The 18987-nt window shown below is 72.6% G+C and carries 15 protein-coding genes, 1 tRNA gene and 1 pseudogene; 10 read left to right on the top strand and 7 right to left on the bottom strand.

Annotation, left to right across the window (positions count from 1 at the left end; all coding sequences use genetic code 11):
- Both AOK22_RS08600 and AOK22_RS08605 read right to left on the bottom strand, forming a co-directional pair.
- A pseudogene (locus AOK22_RS08600) lies at nt 1-1007 on the bottom strand (SUKH-4 family immunity protein); the annotation flags it as partial.
- A gap of 7 nt (nt 1008-1014) precedes the next feature.
- Nucleotides 1015-2010 (bottom strand): SMI1/KNR4 family protein, encoded by a 996-nt coding sequence (locus tag AOK22_RS08605; protein WP_079036440.1) that lies wholly within the window; start codon nt 2008-2010, stop codon nt 1015-1017.
- 283 nt (nt 2011-2293) lie between these two features.
- On the opposite strand from AOK22_RS08605, the gene AOK22_RS08610 reads away from it, so the two are divergent.
- Nucleotides 2294-2830, top strand: coding sequence for a YwqJ-related putative deaminase (locus tag AOK22_RS08610; RefSeq protein ID WP_055698013.1), 537 nt, complete (start codon nt 2294-2296; stop codon nt 2828-2830).
- Nucleotides 2831-2882: 52 nt separating this feature from the next.
- Nucleotides 2883-3401, top strand: a complete 519-nt coding sequence (locus tag AOK22_RS08615; RefSeq protein ID WP_055698000.1) for an SUKH-3 domain-containing protein — start codon at nt 2883-2885, stop codon at nt 3399-3401.
- Here AOK22_RS08615 and AOK22_RS08620 read toward each other — a convergent pair.
- Nucleotides 3398-4726 (bottom strand): sensor histidine kinase, encoded by a 1329-nt coding sequence (locus tag AOK22_RS08620; protein WP_055698001.1) that lies wholly within the window; start codon nt 4724-4726, stop codon nt 3398-3400. The two genes, AOK22_RS08615 and AOK22_RS08620, sit on opposite strands and share 4 nt — an antisense overlap.
- 331 nt (nt 4727-5057) lie before the next feature.
- Here AOK22_RS08620 and AOK22_RS08625 point away from each other — a divergent pair.
- From AOK22_RS08625 to AOK22_RS08650, 6 genes are all read left to right on the top strand, one after another.
- Nucleotides 5058-5129 (top strand) — tRNA-Gln (locus AOK22_RS08625).
- A 165-nt stretch (nt 5130-5294) separates the two neighbouring features.
- Nucleotides 5295-6743, top strand: coding sequence for a bifunctional UDP-N-acetylglucosamine diphosphorylase/glucosamine-1-phosphate N-acetyltransferase GlmU (gene glmU, locus AOK22_RS08630; RefSeq protein ID WP_341845556.1), 1449 nt, complete (start codon nt 5295-5297; stop codon nt 6741-6743).
- Nucleotides 6744-6858: 115 nt separating this feature from the next.
- Complete coding sequence (locus AOK22_RS08635; protein ID WP_055698002.1) at nt 6859-7833, top strand: ribose-phosphate diphosphokinase; 975 nt, start codon at nt 6859-6861, stop codon at nt 7831-7833.
- 198 nt (nt 7834-8031) lie between these two features.
- On the top strand, nt 8032-8625 hold the full coding sequence (locus AOK22_RS08640; protein ID WP_055698003.1) for a 50S ribosomal protein L25/general stress protein Ctc: 594 nt from the start codon (nt 8032-8034) through the stop codon (nt 8623-8625).
- Nucleotides 8626-8724: 99 nt separating this feature from the next.
- Complete coding sequence (pth, locus tag AOK22_RS08645) at nt 8725-9321, top strand: aminoacyl-tRNA hydrolase (protein WP_055698004.1); 597 nt, start codon at nt 8725-8727, stop codon at nt 9319-9321.
- Nucleotides 9322-9427: 106 nt separating this feature from the next.
- Nucleotides 9428-9895 (top strand): hypothetical protein, encoded by a 468-nt coding sequence (locus AOK22_RS08650; RefSeq protein ID WP_055698005.1) that lies wholly within the window; start codon nt 9428-9430, stop codon nt 9893-9895.
- A gap of 217 nt (nt 9896-10112) precedes the next feature.
- On the opposite strand, the gene AOK22_RS08655 is transcribed toward AOK22_RS08650, so the two are convergent.
- Nucleotides 10113-13088 carry a DUF11 domain-containing protein gene (locus AOK22_RS08655; RefSeq protein WP_055698006.1) on the bottom strand — a complete coding sequence of 992 codons (2976 nt, stop codon included), beginning with the start codon at nt 13086-13088 and terminating at the stop codon, nt 10113-10115.
- Between the two features lie 172 nt (nt 13089-13260).
- A complete protein-coding gene (gene ppc, locus AOK22_RS08660) occupies nt 13261-16005 on the bottom strand; it encodes a phosphoenolpyruvate carboxylase (protein WP_055698007.1) in 2745 nt (914 codons plus the stop codon).
- Nucleotides 16006-16272: 267 nt separating this feature from the next.
- On the opposite strand from ppc, the gene AOK22_RS08665 reads away from it, so the two are divergent.
- Both AOK22_RS08665 and AOK22_RS08670 read left to right on the top strand, forming a co-directional pair.
- Nucleotides 16273-17301 carry an acyl-CoA desaturase gene (locus AOK22_RS08665; protein ID WP_055698008.1) on the top strand — a complete coding sequence of 343 codons (1029 nt, stop codon included), beginning with the start codon at nt 16273-16275 and terminating at the stop codon, nt 17299-17301.
- Nucleotides 17298-17984, top strand: a complete 687-nt coding sequence (locus tag AOK22_RS08670; RefSeq protein WP_055698009.1) for a TetR/AcrR family transcriptional regulator — start codon at nt 17298-17300, stop codon at nt 17982-17984. The genes AOK22_RS08665 and AOK22_RS08670 overlap by 4 nt, the downstream gene beginning before the upstream one ends.
- A gap of 63 nt (nt 17985-18047) precedes the next feature.
- Here AOK22_RS08670 and AOK22_RS08675 read toward each other — a convergent pair whose 3' ends face one another.
- Together AOK22_RS08675 and AOK22_RS08680 are read right to left on the bottom strand one after the other, a co-directional pair.
- Entirely contained in the window at nt 18048-18416 is a 369-nt protein-coding gene (locus AOK22_RS08675; RefSeq protein ID WP_055698010.1) for a VOC family protein, read from the bottom strand.
- On the bottom strand, nt 18416-18987 hold a 572-nt coding region (locus tag AOK22_RS08680; protein ID WP_055698011.1), incomplete at its 5' end, for a class I SAM-dependent methyltransferase. The genes AOK22_RS08675 and AOK22_RS08680, both read right to left, overlap by 1 nt.

The raw sequence follows: 18987 nt of genomic DNA on the forward strand, positions 1-18987 counted from the left end.
GCGTTGGGGGCAGGCGCGCCGGCCGGGGCGGGGCCCTGCGGGTAGCCGTACGCGGACGCGTCGGCCGCACCCGGCGGAGGCGGCATCGGCGAACCGGTCGGCGGCTGGGGCGCGTTCGGCGGCGGGCCCGCCGGGGACACGGGCGCCACGGGGGCGTCCTCGCCGTTCAGGGCCGGGGCGATCGCCGTCGCCGGGAGCCCGCTGCCGCCGTGCATCAGCGCCGTCTTGGCCTCCGGCGCGACGCCCGGCGGCGGGGTGTCGTCCTCGTCCAGCGTCAGCGGCGGCGCGAAGACCGTGGCGGGCAGCGCGACCGAGTGGTCCTCGCCCTCGTCGGCGGCGTTGGTGTCCGTCCCGGCCCAGGGGGTCGCCCCCGCGGGCACGCCCGGCGAGGTCACCGGCAGGCTGTCGTCCCGGGCGGGCTCCTCGTCGCCCCCCGGGGCCGCGGGCCACGGCGTACCGCCGCCCGGCGCGGCGGGAGCCGGGCTCCCCGCGCCCGACGGGACGGCGTCCGACGGCGGGGCGTCCTGCGGCGCGGCGTCCGACGGCACCGCGGCCGAAGCGGCCGGCGCCGCGTCCGCCACGGGGTCCGCGCCCGCGTCACCCGACACCGACGCCCCCGACCTGCGGTCCGGGATGCCCATCTTGTCCGCCGCTTCCTGGAGCCACTCCGGCGGGCTCAACAGGAACGACGTCTGATTCAGGTCGACCCGCTCGGGGGGCGGCGGCGCCGCGTCCCGCGGCGCGTCCGGCACGCCGTACTCCTCCTCGTACCGCCGGATCACCTCGCCGACGGCGAGCGCCGGCCACAGCGTGGCCTCGCCGCTGTCGCGCGCGATGACGAGCCGCTGGCCGCCGCCGTCCGAGACCGGACCGTTCTCCCGGTCCTCGGCCCAGACGACGAAGCCCAGGTCGAACTCCCGGACCCGCACCTCACGGTGCTGATAGCCCGGCACGTCGCCGTTGATCCATTCCTCGGCGCGCTCCTGCGCCTGCGCGAAAGTCACCATCGCGTCGTCACTCCCCACCCGAGGACACGGGGACGGCCTGCGCGAAGCCGCCGTCCACCATCAGGTTCGCCACGGTCTCCAGCTCCGGCGGGTTGCCCGCGAGCCGGGACAGGAACGCGTCGAAGTCGTCGCCGCACGGCAGCAGCAGCCGCCGCACCCGCTCGGCCGGCGGCCACGCCGCCGCCTCCGAGACGTCCCGCACGTCGTCGTACGCGCAGAACCACACCGATCCGATCCGGTCACCCTTGACCTTCACGGCGAGCAGCCCGCCCTGCACGAAACCGACCCCGAGATAGTCCTTGGTCAGATGGTCGCGCAGGCACTTGTTCACGTACACCAGGTCATTGACCGCCGCCTCGTCGCGCACCGTGAAGAACGGCTGGTCCACGAGGAGCCCCAGCTCGGCGTCGAGCGCCGCGCCGACCGGCGCGCAGCCGCCCGCCGCCTTCAGGAACGTGCGGTAGGCACCCGGCAGGCGGTAGCCCAGGTCCTCCTCCACGCCCTGCACCTGCTGCTCGGTCACCGCGACCGCCGCCTTCGGCAGACCGAAGTGCGCGGGACGGGTCTCCTGGAGCGGCCGCGTCCCCCTCTTGTCCTGGTCGACGGGCGTCGTCGCGATTCCGCCGTGATGCCGCAGCAGGGCCTTCACCTCGACCGGGACCAGCTCCAGGCGGCGGCTGTTCGGCACGTGGTGCCAGGTCCAGCCGTGCGGGGTCGCCACCGCCGGAATCGTGTCCCACAGGTCGTGGCCCGACGCCGCGAGCGCGGCGTTCGCCGACACGTAGTCCGTCAGACGCAGCTCGTCGACACCGAAGCCCTCCGGCGGCTCGGCGATCTCGGCGGCCGCACGCGCGTAGGCGGAGAAGTCCGGATAGCCGCGCCCGTCCACGCGCACCCCTCTGGGGTGGCGGGCGGCACGGACCGGATCCGGGAAGTGCACGACCTGCCCGGCGTAGGCCGCGTTCGGCGGCGCGGACTGCTGCCCCAGCCGACCTGTCGTCATGGCGGTTGCCCCCTGCGGCACTGTGGAAGGTTCTGGTTCTGGCGACACAGCCTATGCGCAAGGACGACACCGGTCATCGGGCCTCCGGTTCCATGACCAGCAGCCACCGGCCGGTCACCGTGCGGCGAAACCCGACGGAAAGCCAGGCGTGTCGGAGTGCCCCAGCTTCCGCACCACCCGCCCCATTTGGCAGGCTGTACCGCGCAACGCGGGGGCGTGGCAGACGCGGTGACGACCGCGGGCAGGGGGAGGGAAGAGCAGGATGCAGACGGCACAGAGCGGCATGTCCGGCCATACGTTGTCCACGACCACGACGACCGACGGCCACGCGGGACCGGCCGCGGGGGATCCCCGCGTCGGCTGGAGCGCCACCGCCGCCCAGGCACCCGTGCTGCGCCAGCGCCGCGACGGCATCCTGCCGACCGTGGCCGCCGCCCTCTCCGTACGCGGCCAGACGACCCTCACCTGCACCCCCGGCCGCGGCGAGGAACCACCCGCCCTGCACCCGCTGGTCCAGGACTTCCTCGACACCCTCACCAGCGGCCAGCGCGAGCGCTTCACCGGCCGCTGCGCCGAGGCCATCCTCGTCTCGCGCCACCTCACCGCGGCCGACGCGAGCCGCTCCAAACGCGCCTCGCGCAAGCCCATGACCAACGGCGAGGCCCGCAAGGCGCTGCGGCACGCCAAGCTCACCACCCGCCGCATCCGCGAGGACGGCGACCCCCTGCACGGCTCGTTCGCCCAGCCCTGCCGCTCCTGTACCGCCCTCACGGCGCACTTCGGCGTACGGGTCGTGGACCCGACGACCACAGATTCCTGACCGTCGCCCGCTCCCGACGACCGTCCGCACGACCGAACGAGGGCCGCCCCACATGCACGCCGACCACTCCGCGACCGCCGCACCCGCCGCGGGCGGCAGCACGCGCTTCCCCGTCCCCGTCGACGCCGCCCTGCGCGCCGCCGGCTGGCGGGCCGGGCGCTGGGACATCAAACAGGCCGAGATCTGGGCCGACGCGCTGCGCGGCCACACCTCGCCCGCCGGGCACCGGCACACGGTCTTCCCCGCGGCCGTCGAGGCGTGGGCCGAGTTCGGCGGACTGCAGATCGTGCCGCAGGGGCCCGGCCGCCAGATAGCCCCGGCCACCGTGCACCTGGACCCCATGTACGGCCTGCACCTGGCCCGCACCCTCGGCGACCTGGGCCGCGCCCTGGACACCGAGGTGTGCCCCATCGGCGAGGAGACGGAGACACAGGCGCTGCTCGCGATCGACACGGAGGGCCGCGTCTACAGCCTCGACCACAGCGGCGACTGGTTCCTCGGCGCCCACATCGACCAGGCCCTGACCACGCTCGTCACGGGCGCCCAGCCGATCCGCCTGACGGCGAGCTAGCCCGCCGCGAGGGCCGCCGCGGGAAGCACCGCCGACACCCGGAAGCCGCCGCCGTCGGTCGGCCCCGACACGAACACCCCGCCGAGCGCCGTGACCCGCTCCTTCATGCCCACCAGGCCGTTGCCCCCGCTGGGCAGCCGGGCCGCGCCCGCGCCGTCGGGCTCCGGCGGCGGTTCGTTCTCCACCTGCATCGCGATCTCGGCCGTGCGGTGCGCGAGCCGCACATACGTCTTCGCGCCCGCCGCGTGCTTGTGGACGTTGGTGAGCGCCTCCTGCACCACGCGGTACGCGGTCTGCTCGACGTCCGCGGCGTAGTCGCGCGGCTCGCCCTCCACCGAGAGGTCGACCGCCATGCCCGCGGCACGGGACTGCCCCACCAGCTCGTCCAGCTCGGCCAGGCTGGGGCCCTCCTCGTCCACCGCGCGGGAGGCGGCCGCCGCGGCGGCGTACCCGACGGCGGCCAGCGGGACCGGCTCGGCGGGCTTGGCGCTCTTCGTGCCGTCGCCCGTGCGCAGCACACCGAGCATCTCGCGCAGCTCGGTCAGGGCCTGCCGGCCCATGTCGCCGACCAGCGCGGCGTTCTTCACGGCCTTCTCGGGGTCTTTCCTGGCCACGGCCTGCAGGGCCGCCGCGTGCACGACCATCAGGCTCACGCGGTGCGCGACGACGTCGTGCATCTCGCGGGCGATGCGGGTCCGCTCCTCGTTCCTCGCCCACTCCGCGCGCTCCTCGGCGCGCTCGGCGAGGAGCTGGAGCTCCCGCTCCAGGCTGTCGGCGCGCTCGCGCATGCCCTCCATGAGACGGCGGCGCGTGCCCACGTACAGCCCGAGGAGCACCGGCGGGGCGGTCACGCCGACCGCGGCGGCGACCGCGAAGAAGGGGACGAACTCGCTGCCGCCCGGCGGCTGCGCGCCGCCCTCCGACATGTCCTGGCCGGCCCGCACCATCGCGACGATCAGGGTGCCGGCCATCGACATGCCGGCGAGGGTGGCGATGATGCGGCGCGGCAGCTCGGAGGCGGCCAGGGTGTAGAGGCCGACGACGGTCAGCAGGACGCCCATCTGGGCGGGCGTGATGGCGATCGATATCAGGACGACGGCGATCGGCCAGCGCCGTCTGATCAGCAGCGAGGCGCCCGCGAGCACGCCGAAGCCGACCCCCACCGGCGTCGGCAGTCCCGCGTCGCGCGCGAAGGCGACGCCCTCGGCCCCGCACTCCAGCGCGGATACCGCGGCGAGCCCCGCGTCGAGCGCGAACCCGCGCCACCGGTCCCACCACCACGGCCCGGTCATGGCCGTGGCGCGCTCGTCCCCCGTCGTGGTCATGTCTTCCAGCGTACGGGCGTTCCGCCCCGGTTTTCCGGTGAGTTTCCGGCCCGGTGATCCCGTACGCGCGCCGTTCGAAGGAATGCGAAACCTGCCGGTATCCCTCGAACTGTTGAACTGCCCCCGTTCCCGGGGCGGAACCTCTCATTCCGGACAGCTTCCGCCCCGCCCCTGCCACGCCTCCGCCGCATGACGGAGATCACGAACGATCGCGAACGGCGACGCCGGGGCAAGGGTCCGATCCAGACCGTCGCGAGGAAGGCGCCCGGTGCGGCATAGTGTGGGGAGCCCGGCCCGCAGCCTGACGCAATGTCCGGTTCAGGCCGTTCCATCCCCCGTGGTGTAATTGGCAGCACCGTGGCTTTTGGTGCCATTTGTCCGGGTTCGAGTCCTGGCGGGGGAGCCGAATCTCTCGGGTAGATCACGGGTTCCGATCCAACGGGTCGGGACCCGCCCCCATTTCCGCCCCCCTACGCCCCGGTATCCTGCGGATGTCCACCCCCAGCATCCGAAGCCGAAGGGCATCCCCGTGAGCGCCAACCTTCCCCAAGCAGTCGGCTCCGCTCCTGTGGGGGAGTCCCCGCTGGCGGCCGTCGTCGTCCTCGCAGCGGGTGAGGGCACCCGTATGAAGTCGGACCTCCCCAAGGTCCTGCACGAACTCTGCGGCCGCTCCCTCATCGGGCACGTGCTCCACGCCGCGTCCGCGCTCACGCCCGAGCAGCTCGTCACCGTCGTCGGCTACCAGAGCGACCAGGTCAAGGACCACCTGCGCACCATCGCCCCGCAGGTCCGCACCGCCTACCAGGCCGAGCAGAACGGCACGGGACACGCCGTCCGCATCGGCCTCGAAGAGCTGGGCGGCACCGTCGAGGGCACCGTCGTGGTGGTCTGCGGCGACACCCCGCTGCTGACCGGCGCCACGCTCCGGAAGCTCGCCGCCACGCACGGCGGCGACGGCAACGCCGTGACCGTCCTGACCGCCGAGGTCCCCGACGCCACCGGCTACGGCCGCATCGTGCGCGACAGCGCGAACGGCGCCGTCACCGCGATCGTCGAGCACAAGGACGCCACCGAGTCGCAGCGCGCGATCCGCGAGATCAACTCCGGGGTCTTCGCCTTCGACGGCCGCCTCCTCGCCGAGGCGCTCGGCAAGGTCCGCACCGACAACAGCCAGGGCGAGGAGTACCTCACCGACGTCCTCGGGATCCTGCGCGAGGCCGGGCACCGCGTCGGCGCCGCCGTCGCCGACGACCACCAGGAGATCGCGGGCATCAACAACCGCGTCCAGCTCGCCGAGGCCCGCCGCACGCTGAACGACCGGCTGCTCACCGCGGCCATGCTCGCCGGCGTCACCGTCGTCGACCCCGCGTCCACCTGGATCGACGCCACGGTCACCTTCGACCGCGACGCGATCGTGCACCCGGGCACCCAGCTGCACGGCGCCACGCACCTGGCCAAGGGCGCCGAGGTCGGCCCCCACACCCGCCTGACGGACACCACGGTGGGCGAGGGCGCCCGCGTCGACAACACCGTCGCCAACGGCGCCGAGATCGGCGAGCGGGCGAGCGTGGGACCGTTCGCGTATCTGCGGCCCGGCACCAGGCTGGGTGTGAAGTCCAAGGCGGGTACGTACGTGGAGATGAAGAACGCGACGCTCGGCGACGGCTCGAAGGTGCCGCACCTGTCGTACGTGGGCGACGCGACCATCGGCGAGTACTCCAACATCGGCGCCGCGAGCGTCTTCGTGAACTACGACGGCGAGGCCAAGCACCACACCACGGTGGGTTCCCACTGCCGGACCGGTTCGGACAACATGTTTGTGGCTCCTGTCACGGTCGGGGACGGTGCGTACACCGCCGCCGGGTCCGTGATCACGAAGGACGTGCCGGCCGGTTCACTGGCCGTCGCCCGGGGCCAGCAGCGGAATATCGAGGGCTGGGTGGCCCGCAAGCGCCCGGGGAGCGCGGCCGCGAAGGCGGCCGAGGCGGCGTCCCGGGAGACGGACAGCGGAAGCTGACCGGAAACAGGTGCGCCTGACACGGCGTACCGTGATAGGTGCACACATCGGCCGACTCGACGCACCGGGACGCGTGAGTACGGCAGCGGGACGAACTCTCTGAGGAGACAGTGCTGTGACCGGGATCAAGACGACCGGCGAGAAGAAGTTGATGCTCTTCTCCGGCCGCGCCCACCCCGAGTTGGCCGAGGAGGTCGCACACAAGCTGGGTGTCGGCATCGTGCCGACGAAGGCCTTCGATTTCGCCAACGGCGAGATCTACGTCCGCTACCAGGAGTCGGCGCGCGGCGCCGACTGCTTCCTGATCCAGAGCCACACCGCTCCGATCAACAAGTGGATCATGGAGCAGCTCATCATGATCGACGCGCTCAAGCGCGCGTCGGCCCGCTCCATCACCGTGATCGTGCCGTTCTACGGCTACGCCCGTCAGGACAAGAAGCACCGCGGCCGCGAGCCGATCTCGGCCCGTCTGATCGCCGACCTGATGAAGACCGCGGGCGCGGACCGCATCCTCACGGTCGACCTGCACACGGACCAGATCCAGGGCTTCTTCGACGGCCCGGTCGACCACCTGTTCGCGCTGCCGATCCTCGCGGACTACGTGGGCGCGAAGGTCGACCGCTCGAAGCTGACCGTGGTCTCCCCCGACGCCGGCCGCGTGCGCGTGGCCGACCGCTGGTGCGACCGCCTCGGCGCCCCGCTGGCGATCGTCCACAAGCGCCGCGACAAGGACGTCGCCAACCAGGTCACCGTGCACGAGGTCGTCGGTGAGGTGAAGGGCCGCGTCTGCGTCCTGGTCGACGACATGATCGACACGGGTGGCACGATCTGCGCCGCCGCCGACGCCCTGTTCGCGCACGGCGCGGAGGACGTCATCGTGACGGCCACGCACGGCGTGCTGTCCGGCCCGGCCGCCGACCGCCTGAAGAACTCGAAGGTCAGCGAGTTCGTCTTCACGGACACGCTGCCCACGCCGAGCGAGCTGGAGCTCGACAAGATCACGGTCCTGTCGATCGCCCCGACCATCGCCAACGCGGTGCGCGAGGTCTTCGAGGACGGTTCGGTGACGAGCCTCTTCGACGAGCTCTAAGGACGCCGCGGGGCCCGTACCGCCGGGCTCTCGAAGATCCTTTTGGGTGTGGCCTCCCGGCCGAGTAGACTTCTGAAGTTGCTCGGCGAGGGAGGCCGCACTTTTCTGTGCGGCGGTCCGTTATCGACGCGCTCTTCGTAGCAGGCCAGTCGTGTGGCCGGGTAACCACATCCGACACCTGTTGTACGAGGAGTGCACATGTCCGAGGTCAAGCTCGCCGCTGAGACCCGTTCCGAGTTCGGCAAGGGCGCCGCCCGCCGCATCCGCCGCGAGAACAAGGTTCCCGGCGTTCTCTACGGCCACGGCTCCGAGCCGGTCCACATCACGCTGCCGGGCCACGAGCTCCTGCTCGCCCTGCGTACGCCGAACGTCCTGCTCTCCCTGGACATCGACGGCGCCAACGAGCTGGCCATCCCGAAGGCCGTGCAGCGCGACCCGCTGAAGGGCTTCCTGGAGCACGTCGACCTGCTCCTCGTGAAGCGCGGCGAGAAGGTCACCGTCGAGGTCCCCGTCCACACCGAGGGCGAGCTGGCCCCGGGCGGCAACCTCCTGGAGCACGTCCTGAACGCCCTGCCCGTCGAGGCCGAGGCCACCCACATCCCGGAGTCGGTCACCGTCTCCGTCGCGGGCCTGGACGCCGGCGCGTCGGTCCTCGCCAAGGACATCACCCTGCCGTCCGGCGTCTCGCTGGCCGTCGAGGACGACGCCGTCGTCCTGCAGGTCCTGGCCGCGCAGGCCGAGGAGGCCCCGGCCGAGGGTGCCGAGGGCGAGGGCGAGTCCGCCGAGGCCTGAGCCTCACCGGACTCACATCAGTGACGCCGGCCGCCGCTCCCGCTGGGAGCGGCGGCCGCCGCGTATGAAGAAGCCATACGCGCACGAAGGAGACAGCACGTGACGACCGACGCCAACGCCCCCTGGCTGATCGCCGGCCTCGGCAACCCCGGCCCCGAGTACGCCATGAACCGCCACAACGTGGGCTTCATGGTGGCCGACCTGCTCGCGCACCGCATGGGCGGCACGTTCAAGCGGGCCGCGAAGGCGCAGGCCCAGGTGGTCGAGGGCCGCATCGGCGCGCCGGGTCCGGCGAGCCGCCGGATGATCCTCGTGAAGCCCATGTCGTACATGAACGTCTCGGGCGGGCCCGTGACGGCGCTGCGCGACTTCTACAAGGTGCCCACCGAGCACATCGTCGCGGTCCACGACGAGCTCGACATCGACTACGGCACGCTGCGGCTGAAGCTGGGCGGCGGTGACAACGGCCACAACGGTCTGAAGTCGATGACGAAGGCGATGGGTCCGGACTACCACCGCGTGCGGTTCGGCATCGGGCGTCCGCCGGGCCGGATGCAGGTCGCGGACTTCGTCCTCAAGGACTTCTCCTCCACCGAGCGCAAGGAGCTCGACTACTTCGTGGACCGGGCGGCCGACGCGGTCGAGGCGCTGGTCACGGAGGGACTTGAGCGGGCGCAGAGCACGTACAACTCCTGACTCGCCCCCTGTCGTGCCGACTGCCGAGGTTCGCCCCGGGATCCCGCCCGGGGTCCGTTGTGCCCACGGTTGACTGAGCGAAGTCAAGTGGCCAAGGATCCCGGCCATGAATCTGCTGCTCCTGGGGCGCCGCACCGTCATGGGCGCGCTCGCCGTGCTGCTGCTCGCCGCCGGGGTCTGGGCGTCCTGGGGCACCGCGCGGCACGTGATGCTGACCGAGGGCCGGGCGCGGGGCGTGATGACGGTGACGGGGTGCGGGTCCGACGCGTGCGTGGGGTCGTTCGCCTCCGCCGCCGGGACGGGCGGCGGCGAGGTCCCCTCCCGGGTGGTGATCGACCGGTCCATCGCCGAGAAGAAGGGGGCGCGGATTCCGGTGGCCCTCAAGCCCGACACGCGGGAAGCGGTCCGCACGGGCGGACCGGGCTTCCTTCACGCGTGGCTACCCCTTGGGGGTGCGCTGCTTCTCGCGTCGGTGGTGGTGGCGGGCGGGGTGCGCCTGCCGCGCACGGCGTGGGGCATGGCCCTGACGGGCGGCGCCCTGCTGACGTCGTCCTTCGTGACGCTGGCGTTCTGAGGCCGCTTGCGCGCCTGCGGGTGCGCTGTGGCTTGTCGCGCGGTTCCCCGCGCCCCTGACGGGGCGCCACCTGTCGCTCTTGATCTGCGGGGCCGTCCCAACTGGTCGCGCCGTTCTCCGCTCTCGAAGACCGTCCCGCAGGCGGGCGACGGCGGGCGGGGCGGCAAGGGGCGCGGGGAACTGAGCGATCAGCCGCAGTCCGCCCGCGCCCGGCGTCCTAGGAGTGCCGCCCCCACTTCTGCCGCGTGGCGGCGAAGAAGACGCCACCCGCGACCAGCAGCCCCGCGGCGAGCGCGGCCACCAGCGGCGCGAGGGAGGACCCCGTCTCCGACAGCTCAGGCGGCTCGCTCTCCGAAGGAGACCCGGTGGGGGGCTCCGTGGGCGGCTCCGTGACGGGAGGCTCGGACGTCGTCGGAGGCTCGGACGTGGGCGGCTCGGTCGGGGGCTCCGACGTGGGCGGCTCGGTCGGGGGCTCGGACGTGGGCGGTTCCGTGGGCGGCTCGGTCGGCGGCTCCGTGGGAGGCTCGGTCGGCGGCTCCGTCGGGGGCTCGGTCGGCGGCTCCGTCGGGCTCTTGCCCACCTCCGCCACCACCCACGGCGCCTCCGTCGCCAGGAGCGGACGGAGCGTGCCGTCCGGCTCCCGCCGGTCCCCGGCGATCGCAATCTTGTTCCAGGTCCGCTCCCCGCCGTCGAACGGCGCGTCGTCCGAGGCCCGCTCCGGCACCTTCATCCGCCAGCGCAGCGTGTACCGCTCACCGGCGGTGAACACGTGCCCGTCGAAGTCGAACCGCACGGAGCGGACCTTGCTCCAGTCGGCGACCCCCGACGCGGGCACGAAGCTCGGGTCGGGCTTGCCGTCGCACTGGAACGGCGCGCTGTTGTCGGGGGTGTTGTCCATCTCGGGCCGGCACGGATCGGCCTTCGTCGAGTACGTGATGGTCACCGGCGCCGACCCCGCGTCGATCGGCCCGGTCAGGACGGGCCGCCACTCGCTCGTCGCGGCGTCGCCGTAGCGGCCGCTGGTGACGCCCTTGGTGCCGGGCTCCGGCAGCACGTCGTACGCGACGACGTTGGTGAGGTCGGTGTTGCCCATGTTGCCGAGGACCGTGCGGTAGTCGACCGTGCCGCCCGCCGTGGACCGCCCGACCTCGTCCTCCTTGCCGGGCACCTCCGCCGAGCCCTGGAACTCGCTGTCCTTGTCGCCCTTGACCTCCTTGGTCACGAACAGCGACGCGGACTGGGCGATGGCGAAGTCGTCGGTGGCCTCGGCGACGTTCTCGGTGGTGTCGCCGTCGCCGTCGATGTCGTGGGTGTCGGTCTGCCGGGTGTTGATGGGGCGCTGCGCGTCGTAGAGGCCCGCGCGGTTGCCCGCGTAGTCGGCGTCGCCGGGCGTCCCGCTGTACGTGCCGCTGGCGACGCCGGGCTTGACGGTCGTGCGGAAGGTGTAGACGCACGCCGTGTCGTTCGCCGGGATCTCCGCGCCGCGTGCGGCGGTCAGCTCGACGCGGGTGCGGCCGTCGGGGCCCGCCGAGACCGTCTCGCTGAAGCGGTCGGCGGCCGGGCACGAGGCGGGCTGTCCGTCGGCGAGCGCCCAGGACCCTCTCTCGTAGGTCAGCTGGCGCGGCACCAGGTCGACGAAGCGCGGGCGCAGCGGCGAGGAGTCGGTGCGGTAGCGGTCGTTGCGCAGGGTGACGCGCCAGGTGTGGGTGCCGCCGGGGCCGACCGGGGCCGGATCGGTGGACTTGGTGAGCTCGGGCTGGGCGACCTCGGGCTCGATGCGGAAGTCCGCGCAGGACTCCTCCCGCGCGCTGCTGCCGCCGCTGGTCAGCTCCAGCTGTGCGCAGTTGCGTACGTCGCCGCTGCCGCCGGGCACTTCGGAGGAGTCGGCGCGGCCGGTGAACTGGGCGACGAGGTCGGCGCCCGCGGCGAGTCCGGGGACGTCGATGCGCACGGACACGGGTTCGGTGCCGAGGTCGACCTGCTGGCCGGTGGGCGTGAGCGTCTCGGTGGTGCCGTCGCGCCGGGTGACCCGGACCGTCCAGTCGCCGGAGTAGGTGCCGCCGGACGGCGTGGACAGGCGCAGGGTCTGGGCGTCGAAGCCGTTCGGCAGGGCGTCGGTGAGGCGGACGTCGGCGGCGTCGGTGCCGGTGTTGCCGAAGCGCAGGACGTACGAGAGGCGCTGGCCGTTGCCCGCGAGCGGGGTGTCGACGGACTTGTCGAGGGTGCCGGAGACCTCGCCGGAGCCGGTGCCGACCGTCGTGTCCGCGGTGGCGCTCTCGGTGACCTTCCCGGTGCCGGGGCCGAAGGGGTCGCCGGTGATGGAGGCGGTGTCGGTGAGGACGGTGCCGTCGGCGACGTCGTCGCGGACCTTCACCCTGATCTCGTGGACGACGCCGTACGGATACTCCTTGACCTGCGCCAGCTGGTCGCCGGGGCGGTCCGGTTCGGTGTCGACGGGCCAGCTGATCGTGCGGGTCGCCGGGTCGTAGGTGTAGCCGGCGGGGGTGGCGTCGACGAGGTCCACGCCCTCGGGGAGCACGTCGGTCAGGACGGTGTTCTCCAGGGCGAGGTTGCCGCGCGGCCGGTTGCTGTCGCGCGGGTCGTTGGTCGCGGTGACCTTATAGGCCACGGTGTCGCCGGGCCGTGCGGCCTTCGGGCCCTCTTTCCTGATCGCCGGGTTGGGCCGGGCGCTCACGGTGACCGAGGCGTCGTCGGTGCTGGGGTTGCCGTCGCCGTTCGTGGCGGTGGCCGACATGCCGGCGGTCTGCGCGCCGGGCGGCGTCCAGTAGTCGGCGGTGGGCCAGCTGACGGTGAGCTGCGAGCTCTGGCCGCTGGCGATCTTGTCGTAGGTGACGGTGACGCTGCCGTCGGCGTTCGCGGTGACGCCGGTGACGCCGGGCGGGTAGGGCTGCGAGACCTGGCCGGGTCCCGAGGCGCCGTCCGGCGGCGTGAAGGTGACGGTCACGGACTGGCAGTCGCCCGGGATCGAGCACTGGATGTTCGCGTTGTACGTGACGTGGTCGCCGGCCGGCACGGGCGAGGTCGCCGGGTCGAGCCGGACGGCCATCCGGGCGTCGGCGTGGGCGGTGCCGTACGGCACGAGGGCGAGCGCCGCGAGGAGCGCGAGGAGGACGGCCGTCGCCGCGGTGGATCTGCGGCGCGACCGACGGGGAACGGGGGGCAGCGCGGTCACGGGGCTCCCGACGGCCGAGGGAAACTTGAGGGCCCGTCAACTGTGCTCCCCCGGGCGGCGCGAGAAGGCGCATGACAAGACCGTACGACCGCCGTTTCACCTGATTAGGTGCCGATCGGCACATGCCGGGGCCCCGCCCTCCCGAAGGAGGACGGGGCCCGGTAGCGGTGCGTCAGCCGGTGTTGCGCAGGCCCGCCGCGACACCGTTCACGGTGAGCAGCAGCGCGCGGCCGAGCAGCGGGTCCGGCTCGGTGTCGGCGGCCGCCGCGTCGCGCTGGCGCTTGAGCAGCGCGACCTGGAGGTAGGAGATCGGGTCGAGGTAGGCGTCGCGGATCGCGAAGGTCTGCTGGAGGACCGGGTTGGAGTCGAGCAGTTCCTGCCCGCCGGTGATCCGCAGGACCTCGCGGACGGTCAGCTCGTGCTCTTCCTCGATCATGTCGAAGACGTGCTTGAGCTCGTCCGGCACGAGCGTGTCCACGTAGTGCCTGGCGATCCGCAGGTCCGTCTTCGCGAGCGTCATCTCGACGTTGGAGACGAAGTTGCGGAAGAAGTGCCAGTGCTCGTGCATCTCGTCGAGCACGGTGTCCAGACCGGCCTCGCGCAGGGCCTTCAGGCCCGAGCCGACGCCGAACCAGCCGGGCACGATCTGCCGGGACTGGGTCCAGCCGAAGACCCACGGGATGGCGCGCAGGCCGTCGAGCGAGACGCCGGAGCCGGGGCGGCGGGAGGGCCGGGAGCCGAGGTGCAGGTCGGCGAGCTGGTCGACCGGGGTCGACGCGAGGAAGTACGTCGGCAGGTCCGGGTCCTCGACCAGCTTGCGGTACGCGGAGTGCGCGGCGTCCGAGACGACGTCCATGGCGGCGTCCCAGCGGGCGAGGGCCTCGTCGGACTGGCGCGGCGAGGTGTGCAGGGCGGAGGCCTGCAGCGTCGCCGCGACGGTCAGTTCGAGGTTCTCGCGGGCCAGCGACGGCACCAGGTACTTGTCGGAGATGACCTCGCCCTGCTCGGTCACCTTGATCTCGCCCTCCAGGGTGCCCCAGGGCTGGGCGAGGATCGCGTCGTGCGAGGGGCCGCCGCCGCGGCCGACGGTGCCGCCGCGGCCGTGGAAGAGGCGAAGCCGCACGCCGTAGCGGTGGGCGACGTCGCGGAGGCGCCGCTGGGCGCGGTGGATCTCCCACTGCGAGGTGGTGATGCCGCCGAACTTGGAGGAGTCGGAGTACCCGAGCATGACCTCCTGCACGTCGCCGCGCAGGGCGACGAGACGGCGGTACGAGGGGTCGGCGAGCATCTCGTCGAGGATGACGTCGGCGGCGCGCAGCTCGTCGGTGGTCTCCAGGAGCGGCACGATGCCGATCTTGGCCCAGCCGGCGTGCAGGTCGATGAGGCCGGCCTCGCGGGCGAGGACGGCGGCGGCGAACACGTCGTCGGCGCCCTGGCACATCGAGATGATGTACGACTCGATGACCTCGGGGCCGAAGACCTCCAGGGCCTTCTTGACGGTGAGGAAGACGCCGAGGGTCTTCTCGCCCGCCGCGTCCACCGGCGCCGGGGAGGGACCGAGCGGACGCCGCGAGCGCAGCTCCTTGGCGAGCAGCTTCTGCCGGTACTCGCGCGGCATGTCCGCGTACCGCCAGGACTCCTCGCCGAGGCGGTCGAAGAGCTGGCCGAGCGCGTGGTGGTGGGCGTCCGCGTGCTCGCGTACGTCCATGGTGGCCAGCTGGAGACCGAAGGCCGCCAGTGTGCGGATGGTGCGGTTCATCCGGCCGTCGGCGAAGAGGGCGCCCTTGTGCTCGCGCAGCGAGGTCTGGATGAGCGTGAGGTCGTGCAGCAGCTCGGCGGTGCCGAGGTAGTCTCGGCCCTCCTCGTGCGCGGTGCCCTTGGCCAGGCGCTCCTTGGTGTTCTCCAGCTTCTGCCGGACGCAGGTGGCCTTGAGGCGGTAGGGCTCCTCGGCGTTGAGGCGCTTGTAGCGCGGGCTGATCTCGGGCAGCCGCTCCAGGTCGCACTGGAGGGAGGCCTTCAGCTCCTCGGTGGCTCCGGTGTAGCGGATGGAGTTGGAGAGGAAGCCGCGCAGCTCGTCGATCATGTCGAGCGCGTCGTTGATGCCGTGCTCGTGCTGGAGGATCAGGACGTCCCAGGTGACCTGCGGGGTCACGTTCGGGTTGCCGTCGCGGTCGCCGCCGATCCAGGTGCCGAAGGTGAGCGGGCGGGTGCCCTCGGGCAGCGCGACGCCGACGCGCTCCAGCTCGGCGGTGAGGTCCTCCAGGACGTCGCCGACGGCGCCGGCGTGCAGCTCGTCCAGGTAGTAGATGGCGTTGCGGGCCTCGTCCGCGGGCTCCGGGCGCACGACGCGGAGCTCGTCGGTCTGCCACACCAGGTCGATGTTCTCGGCGAGGCGGGTGTCGTGGCGGCGGCGGTCGGACTCGATGACCGGCGTCTCCAGGAGCTCGGCGACGCGGCGGAGCTTGTTGAGCACGGAGCGGCGGGCGGCCTCCGTGGGGTGCGCGGTGAAGACGGGCCGCACGTTGAGGTGCTGCACGGTCTGGCGCAGGTGCTCGGGGTCGGCGTCCTTGAGCCGGTCCGCGGTGCGGGCGAGCAGCCCGCCCTCGGCGGCGCGCTTGGCACGCAGCTCGCGGCCGCGGTGGACCTGCTCGGTGACGTTCGCCAGATGGAAGTACGTCGAGAAGGCGCGGACCAGCTTGGCCGCGGTCTCCAGCTCGGTGCCGCCGAGCAGCCTGGCGGCTGCCTCGCCGTCCTCGCGCGTCAGACGGCGGACCTTCTCGACCAGTTCGAGGAGCTCGGGGCCCTCCTGGCGTACGAGGGTCTCGCCGAGCAGGTCGCCGAGGCGGCGGATGTCGGCGCGCAGCTCGGTGCTGGCGGTGCTGGTGGCCTGCTGGCCCTGGTCGTCGGCACTGCTCACAGGTGCGGCTCCTTGCAGTGTGGAAGCACGTCAAAGCTGGGAGGGATCCCCGGTGGGGATCCGGGGGAGATAACAGAGCGGACCGCGCTGTCCGACCGTCTCCAAGGATAGGTGTCACTCCGGGCACGAAGCTCGCGGCCTCTTGCCGCCCGCCTCCGCGCTGCCATACTTACGTCGCCGTAGGTTACGGAACCGTAGGAAACCACCGGACCGTTCCCTCGTGCCTGCGGACCACCCTCATTCCTCAACCCCACAGGGGACGTGCCCATGACGACAACTTCCGATGCGTACTCCGACACCGATGTGATCGAAGACGCTCCACGGGCGGCGGCGACCAGCACCGCCACCACCACCTCCGGCCCCGCCCCGGTGCCGTCCGCGACCCTCGGCGGCGAGCAGAAGCGGTCACTGGAGCAGATCACGCTGCTCCTGTTCATCGTCGTCCCCTTCCTCGCCCTGGTCGCGGCGGTGCCGCTGGCCTGGGGCTGGGGGGTGAGCTGGCTGGACCTCGGCCTGCTCGTCTTCATGTACTTCCTGGGCTGCCACGGCATCACCATCGGCTTCCACCGCTACTTCACGCACGGCTCCTTCAAGGCGAAGCGGCCGCTGCGCATCGCGCTCGCCGTCGCGGGCTCGATGGCCGTGGAGGGCCCCCTGGTCCGCTGGGTGGCCGACCACCGCAAGCACCACAAGTTCTCGGACGCGGAGGGCGACCCGCACTCCCCCTGGCGCTTCGGCGAGACGGTGCCCGCCCTGATGAAGGGCCTGTGGTGGGCGCACATCGGATGGATGTTCGACGAGGAGCAGACGCCGCAGGAGAAGTACGCACCGGACCTGATCAAGGACCCGGCGATCCGCCGTATCTCCCGGCAGTTCCTGCTGTGGACGATCGTTTCGCTGGCGCTGCCGCCGCTGGTCGGCGGCCTGGTCACGATGTCCTGGTGGGGCGCGTTCACGGCGTTCTTCTGGGGCTCGCTCGTCCGCGTCGCGCTGCTGCACCACGTCACCTGGTCGATCAACTCGATCTGCCACGCGGTCGGCAAGCGCCCCTTCAGGTCGCGCGACCGCTCGGGCAACGTCTGGTGGCTCGCGGTCCTGTCCTGCGGCGAGTCCTGGCACAACCTCCACCACGCCGACCCCACGTCGGCACGGCACGGCGTGATGAAGGGCCAGGTCGACTCCTCGGCCCGGATCATCCGCTGGTGCGAGCGGCTGGGCTGGGCGTACGACGTGCGCTGGCCCTCGGAGTCGCGCATCGAGTCCCGCCGCGTCCCCCGCGCCGCCGACGCGGCATGATGGACGACGTGGCGACCGACTCCAGCAATCCCAGCCCCTCCGGCAAAGAGAAGCAGCCCCGGCGCACCCGCCGGACCCGGATGACGGGTGCCGAGCGCCGGGAGCAGCTCCTCGACATCGGCCGCACGCTGTTCGCCGCCAAGGGCTTCGAAGGCACGTCGGTCGAGGAGATCGCGGCGAAGGCCGGGGTCTCCAAGCCGGTCGTGTACGAGCACTTCGGCGGCAAGGAGGGGCTGTACGCGGTGGTGGTCGACCGCGAGATGCGCCAGCTCCTGGACATGGTGACGGGGGCGCTCACCGCCGGGCACCCCCGGGAGCTCCTGGAGCAGGCCGCCTTCGCGCTCCTCGACTACATCGAGACGTATACGGACGGCTTCCGCATCCTGGTCCGCGACTCCCCGGTGGCGCAGTCCACCGGCACCTTCGCGTCCCTGATCTCCGACATCGCCACGCAGGTCGAGGACATCCTCGGCCAGGAGTTCAAGACCCGCGGCTTCGACCAGAAGCTCGCCCCGCTCTACGCCCAGGCGCTGGTCGGCATGGTCGCGCTGACCGGCCAGTGGTGGCTGGACGCCCGCAAGCCGAAGAAGGCGGAGGTGGCCGCCCATCTGGTCAACCTCGCCTGGCACGGCCTGGACGGCCTGGAGCCGAAGCCGCGGCTGATAGGGCACCGGAAGAACTGAGCGGGTCCTGCGGGCGAGCCGGGCCCCGCGGGACGGGGCGTCGCCTCGGTCGCCCCGGTCGCCTCAGTCGCCGGGCCGCGGCTCCAGGAATTCGAGGCGGTTGCCGACCGGGTCCTGGGAGTAGAAGCGCCGGTGCCCCGGCAGGTCGTCGTCCCAGACGACCTCGGCGCCGTGCGCGGCCAGCCGGTCCGCATAGGCCTCGATGTCCCGCACGAGCAGCCCGGGGTGGGCCTTGCGGGCGGGCCTGAAGTCGGCCTCGACGCCCAGGTGCAGGCGTACGGCGCCCGCCTCGAACCAGCAGCCCCCGCGCGCGGCGAGCACCGGCGGCTTGGGCGTCTCCGTCATGCCGAGCACGCCTTCGTAGTAGGCGCGCAGGGCGGGCTCGCTGCCGGGCGGCGCGGCCAGCTGCACATGATCGACGGCCGCGAGCATCAGACGCCGCCTTCCTTGCGGGCCACCGCGAAGACCCGGCGGAACGGGAAGACCGTGCCGTGGTCCGTCGCCGGATAGGCCTTGCGCAGCAGCTCCCGGTACTCCGTGAGGAACGCCTCGCTCGCCGCCGCGTCGTCGGCGAGCGCGGTGAGGACGGGCCGCAGGCCGGTGCCCTTGACCCAGTCGAGGACGGGGTCCTGGCCGGCGAGCAGATGCTGGTACGTCGTCTCCCACGCGTCGACCGCGCAGCCGAGGTCCGCGAGGCGCTCCAGATAGGCGCCCGGCGTCAGGACGGCGTCCGCGTGGCGCAGCAGGCCGCCGAGCCGCGCGCGCCAGCGGTCGGACTCGGCCAGCTCCCGCATCAGGACGTGACTGGGGGCGTCGAAGTTGCCGGGCACCTGGAAGGCGAACGTGCCGCCGGGCACCAGCGCGTCGATCCAGGCGGGGAAGGAGTCCGGGTGGCCCGGCACCCACTGGAGCGTCGCGTTCGACAGGATCAGGTCGTACGTGCCCGGGGCCGGCGTCCAGTCGGCGGCGTCGGCCTCCGCGAAGTCCAGGCGCCCGCCTCCCC

Source organism: Streptomyces silaceus (genome assembly GCF_001419745.1).
In the GTDB taxonomy this organism is placed as follows: domain Bacteria; phylum Actinomycetota; class Actinomycetes; order Streptomycetales; family Streptomycetaceae; genus Streptomyces; species Streptomyces silaceus.

What these genes read in the sequence shown, in the direction of transcription:
- AOK22_RS08605 (WP_079036440.1), bottom strand. Translation starts at nt 2,010, where the DNA reads ATGACGACAGGTCGGCTGGGGCAGCAGTCCGCGCCGCCGAACGCGGCC.
- AOK22_RS08610 (WP_055698013.1), top strand. Translation starts at nt 2,294, where the DNA reads ATGTCCGGCCATACGTTGTCCACGACCACGACGACCGACGGCCACGCG.
- AOK22_RS08615 (WP_055698000.1), top strand. Translation starts at nt 2,883, where the DNA reads ATGCACGCCGACCACTCCGCGACCGCCGCACCCGCCGCGGGCGGCAGC.
- AOK22_RS08620 (WP_055698001.1), bottom strand. Translation starts at nt 4,726, where the DNA reads ATGACCACGACGGGGGACGAGCGCGCCACGGCCATGACCGGGCCGTGG.
- AOK22_RS08640 (WP_055698003.1), top strand. Translation starts at nt 8,032, where the DNA reads ATGTCCGAGGTCAAGCTCGCCGCTGAGACCCGTTCCGAGTTCGGCAAG.
- AOK22_RS08650 (WP_055698005.1), top strand. Translation starts at nt 9,428, where the DNA reads ATGAATCTGCTGCTCCTGGGGCGCCGCACCGTCATGGGCGCGCTCGCC.
- AOK22_RS08665 (WP_055698008.1), top strand. Translation starts at nt 16,273, where the DNA reads ATGACGACAACTTCCGATGCGTACTCCGACACCGATGTGATCGAAGAC.
- AOK22_RS08670 (WP_055698009.1), top strand. Translation starts at nt 17,298, where the DNA reads ATGATGGACGACGTGGCGACCGACTCCAGCAATCCCAGCCCCTCCGGC.
- AOK22_RS08675 (WP_055698010.1), bottom strand. Translation starts at nt 18,416, where the DNA reads ATGCTCGCGGCCGTCGATCATGTGCAGCTGGCCGCGCCGCCCGGCAGC.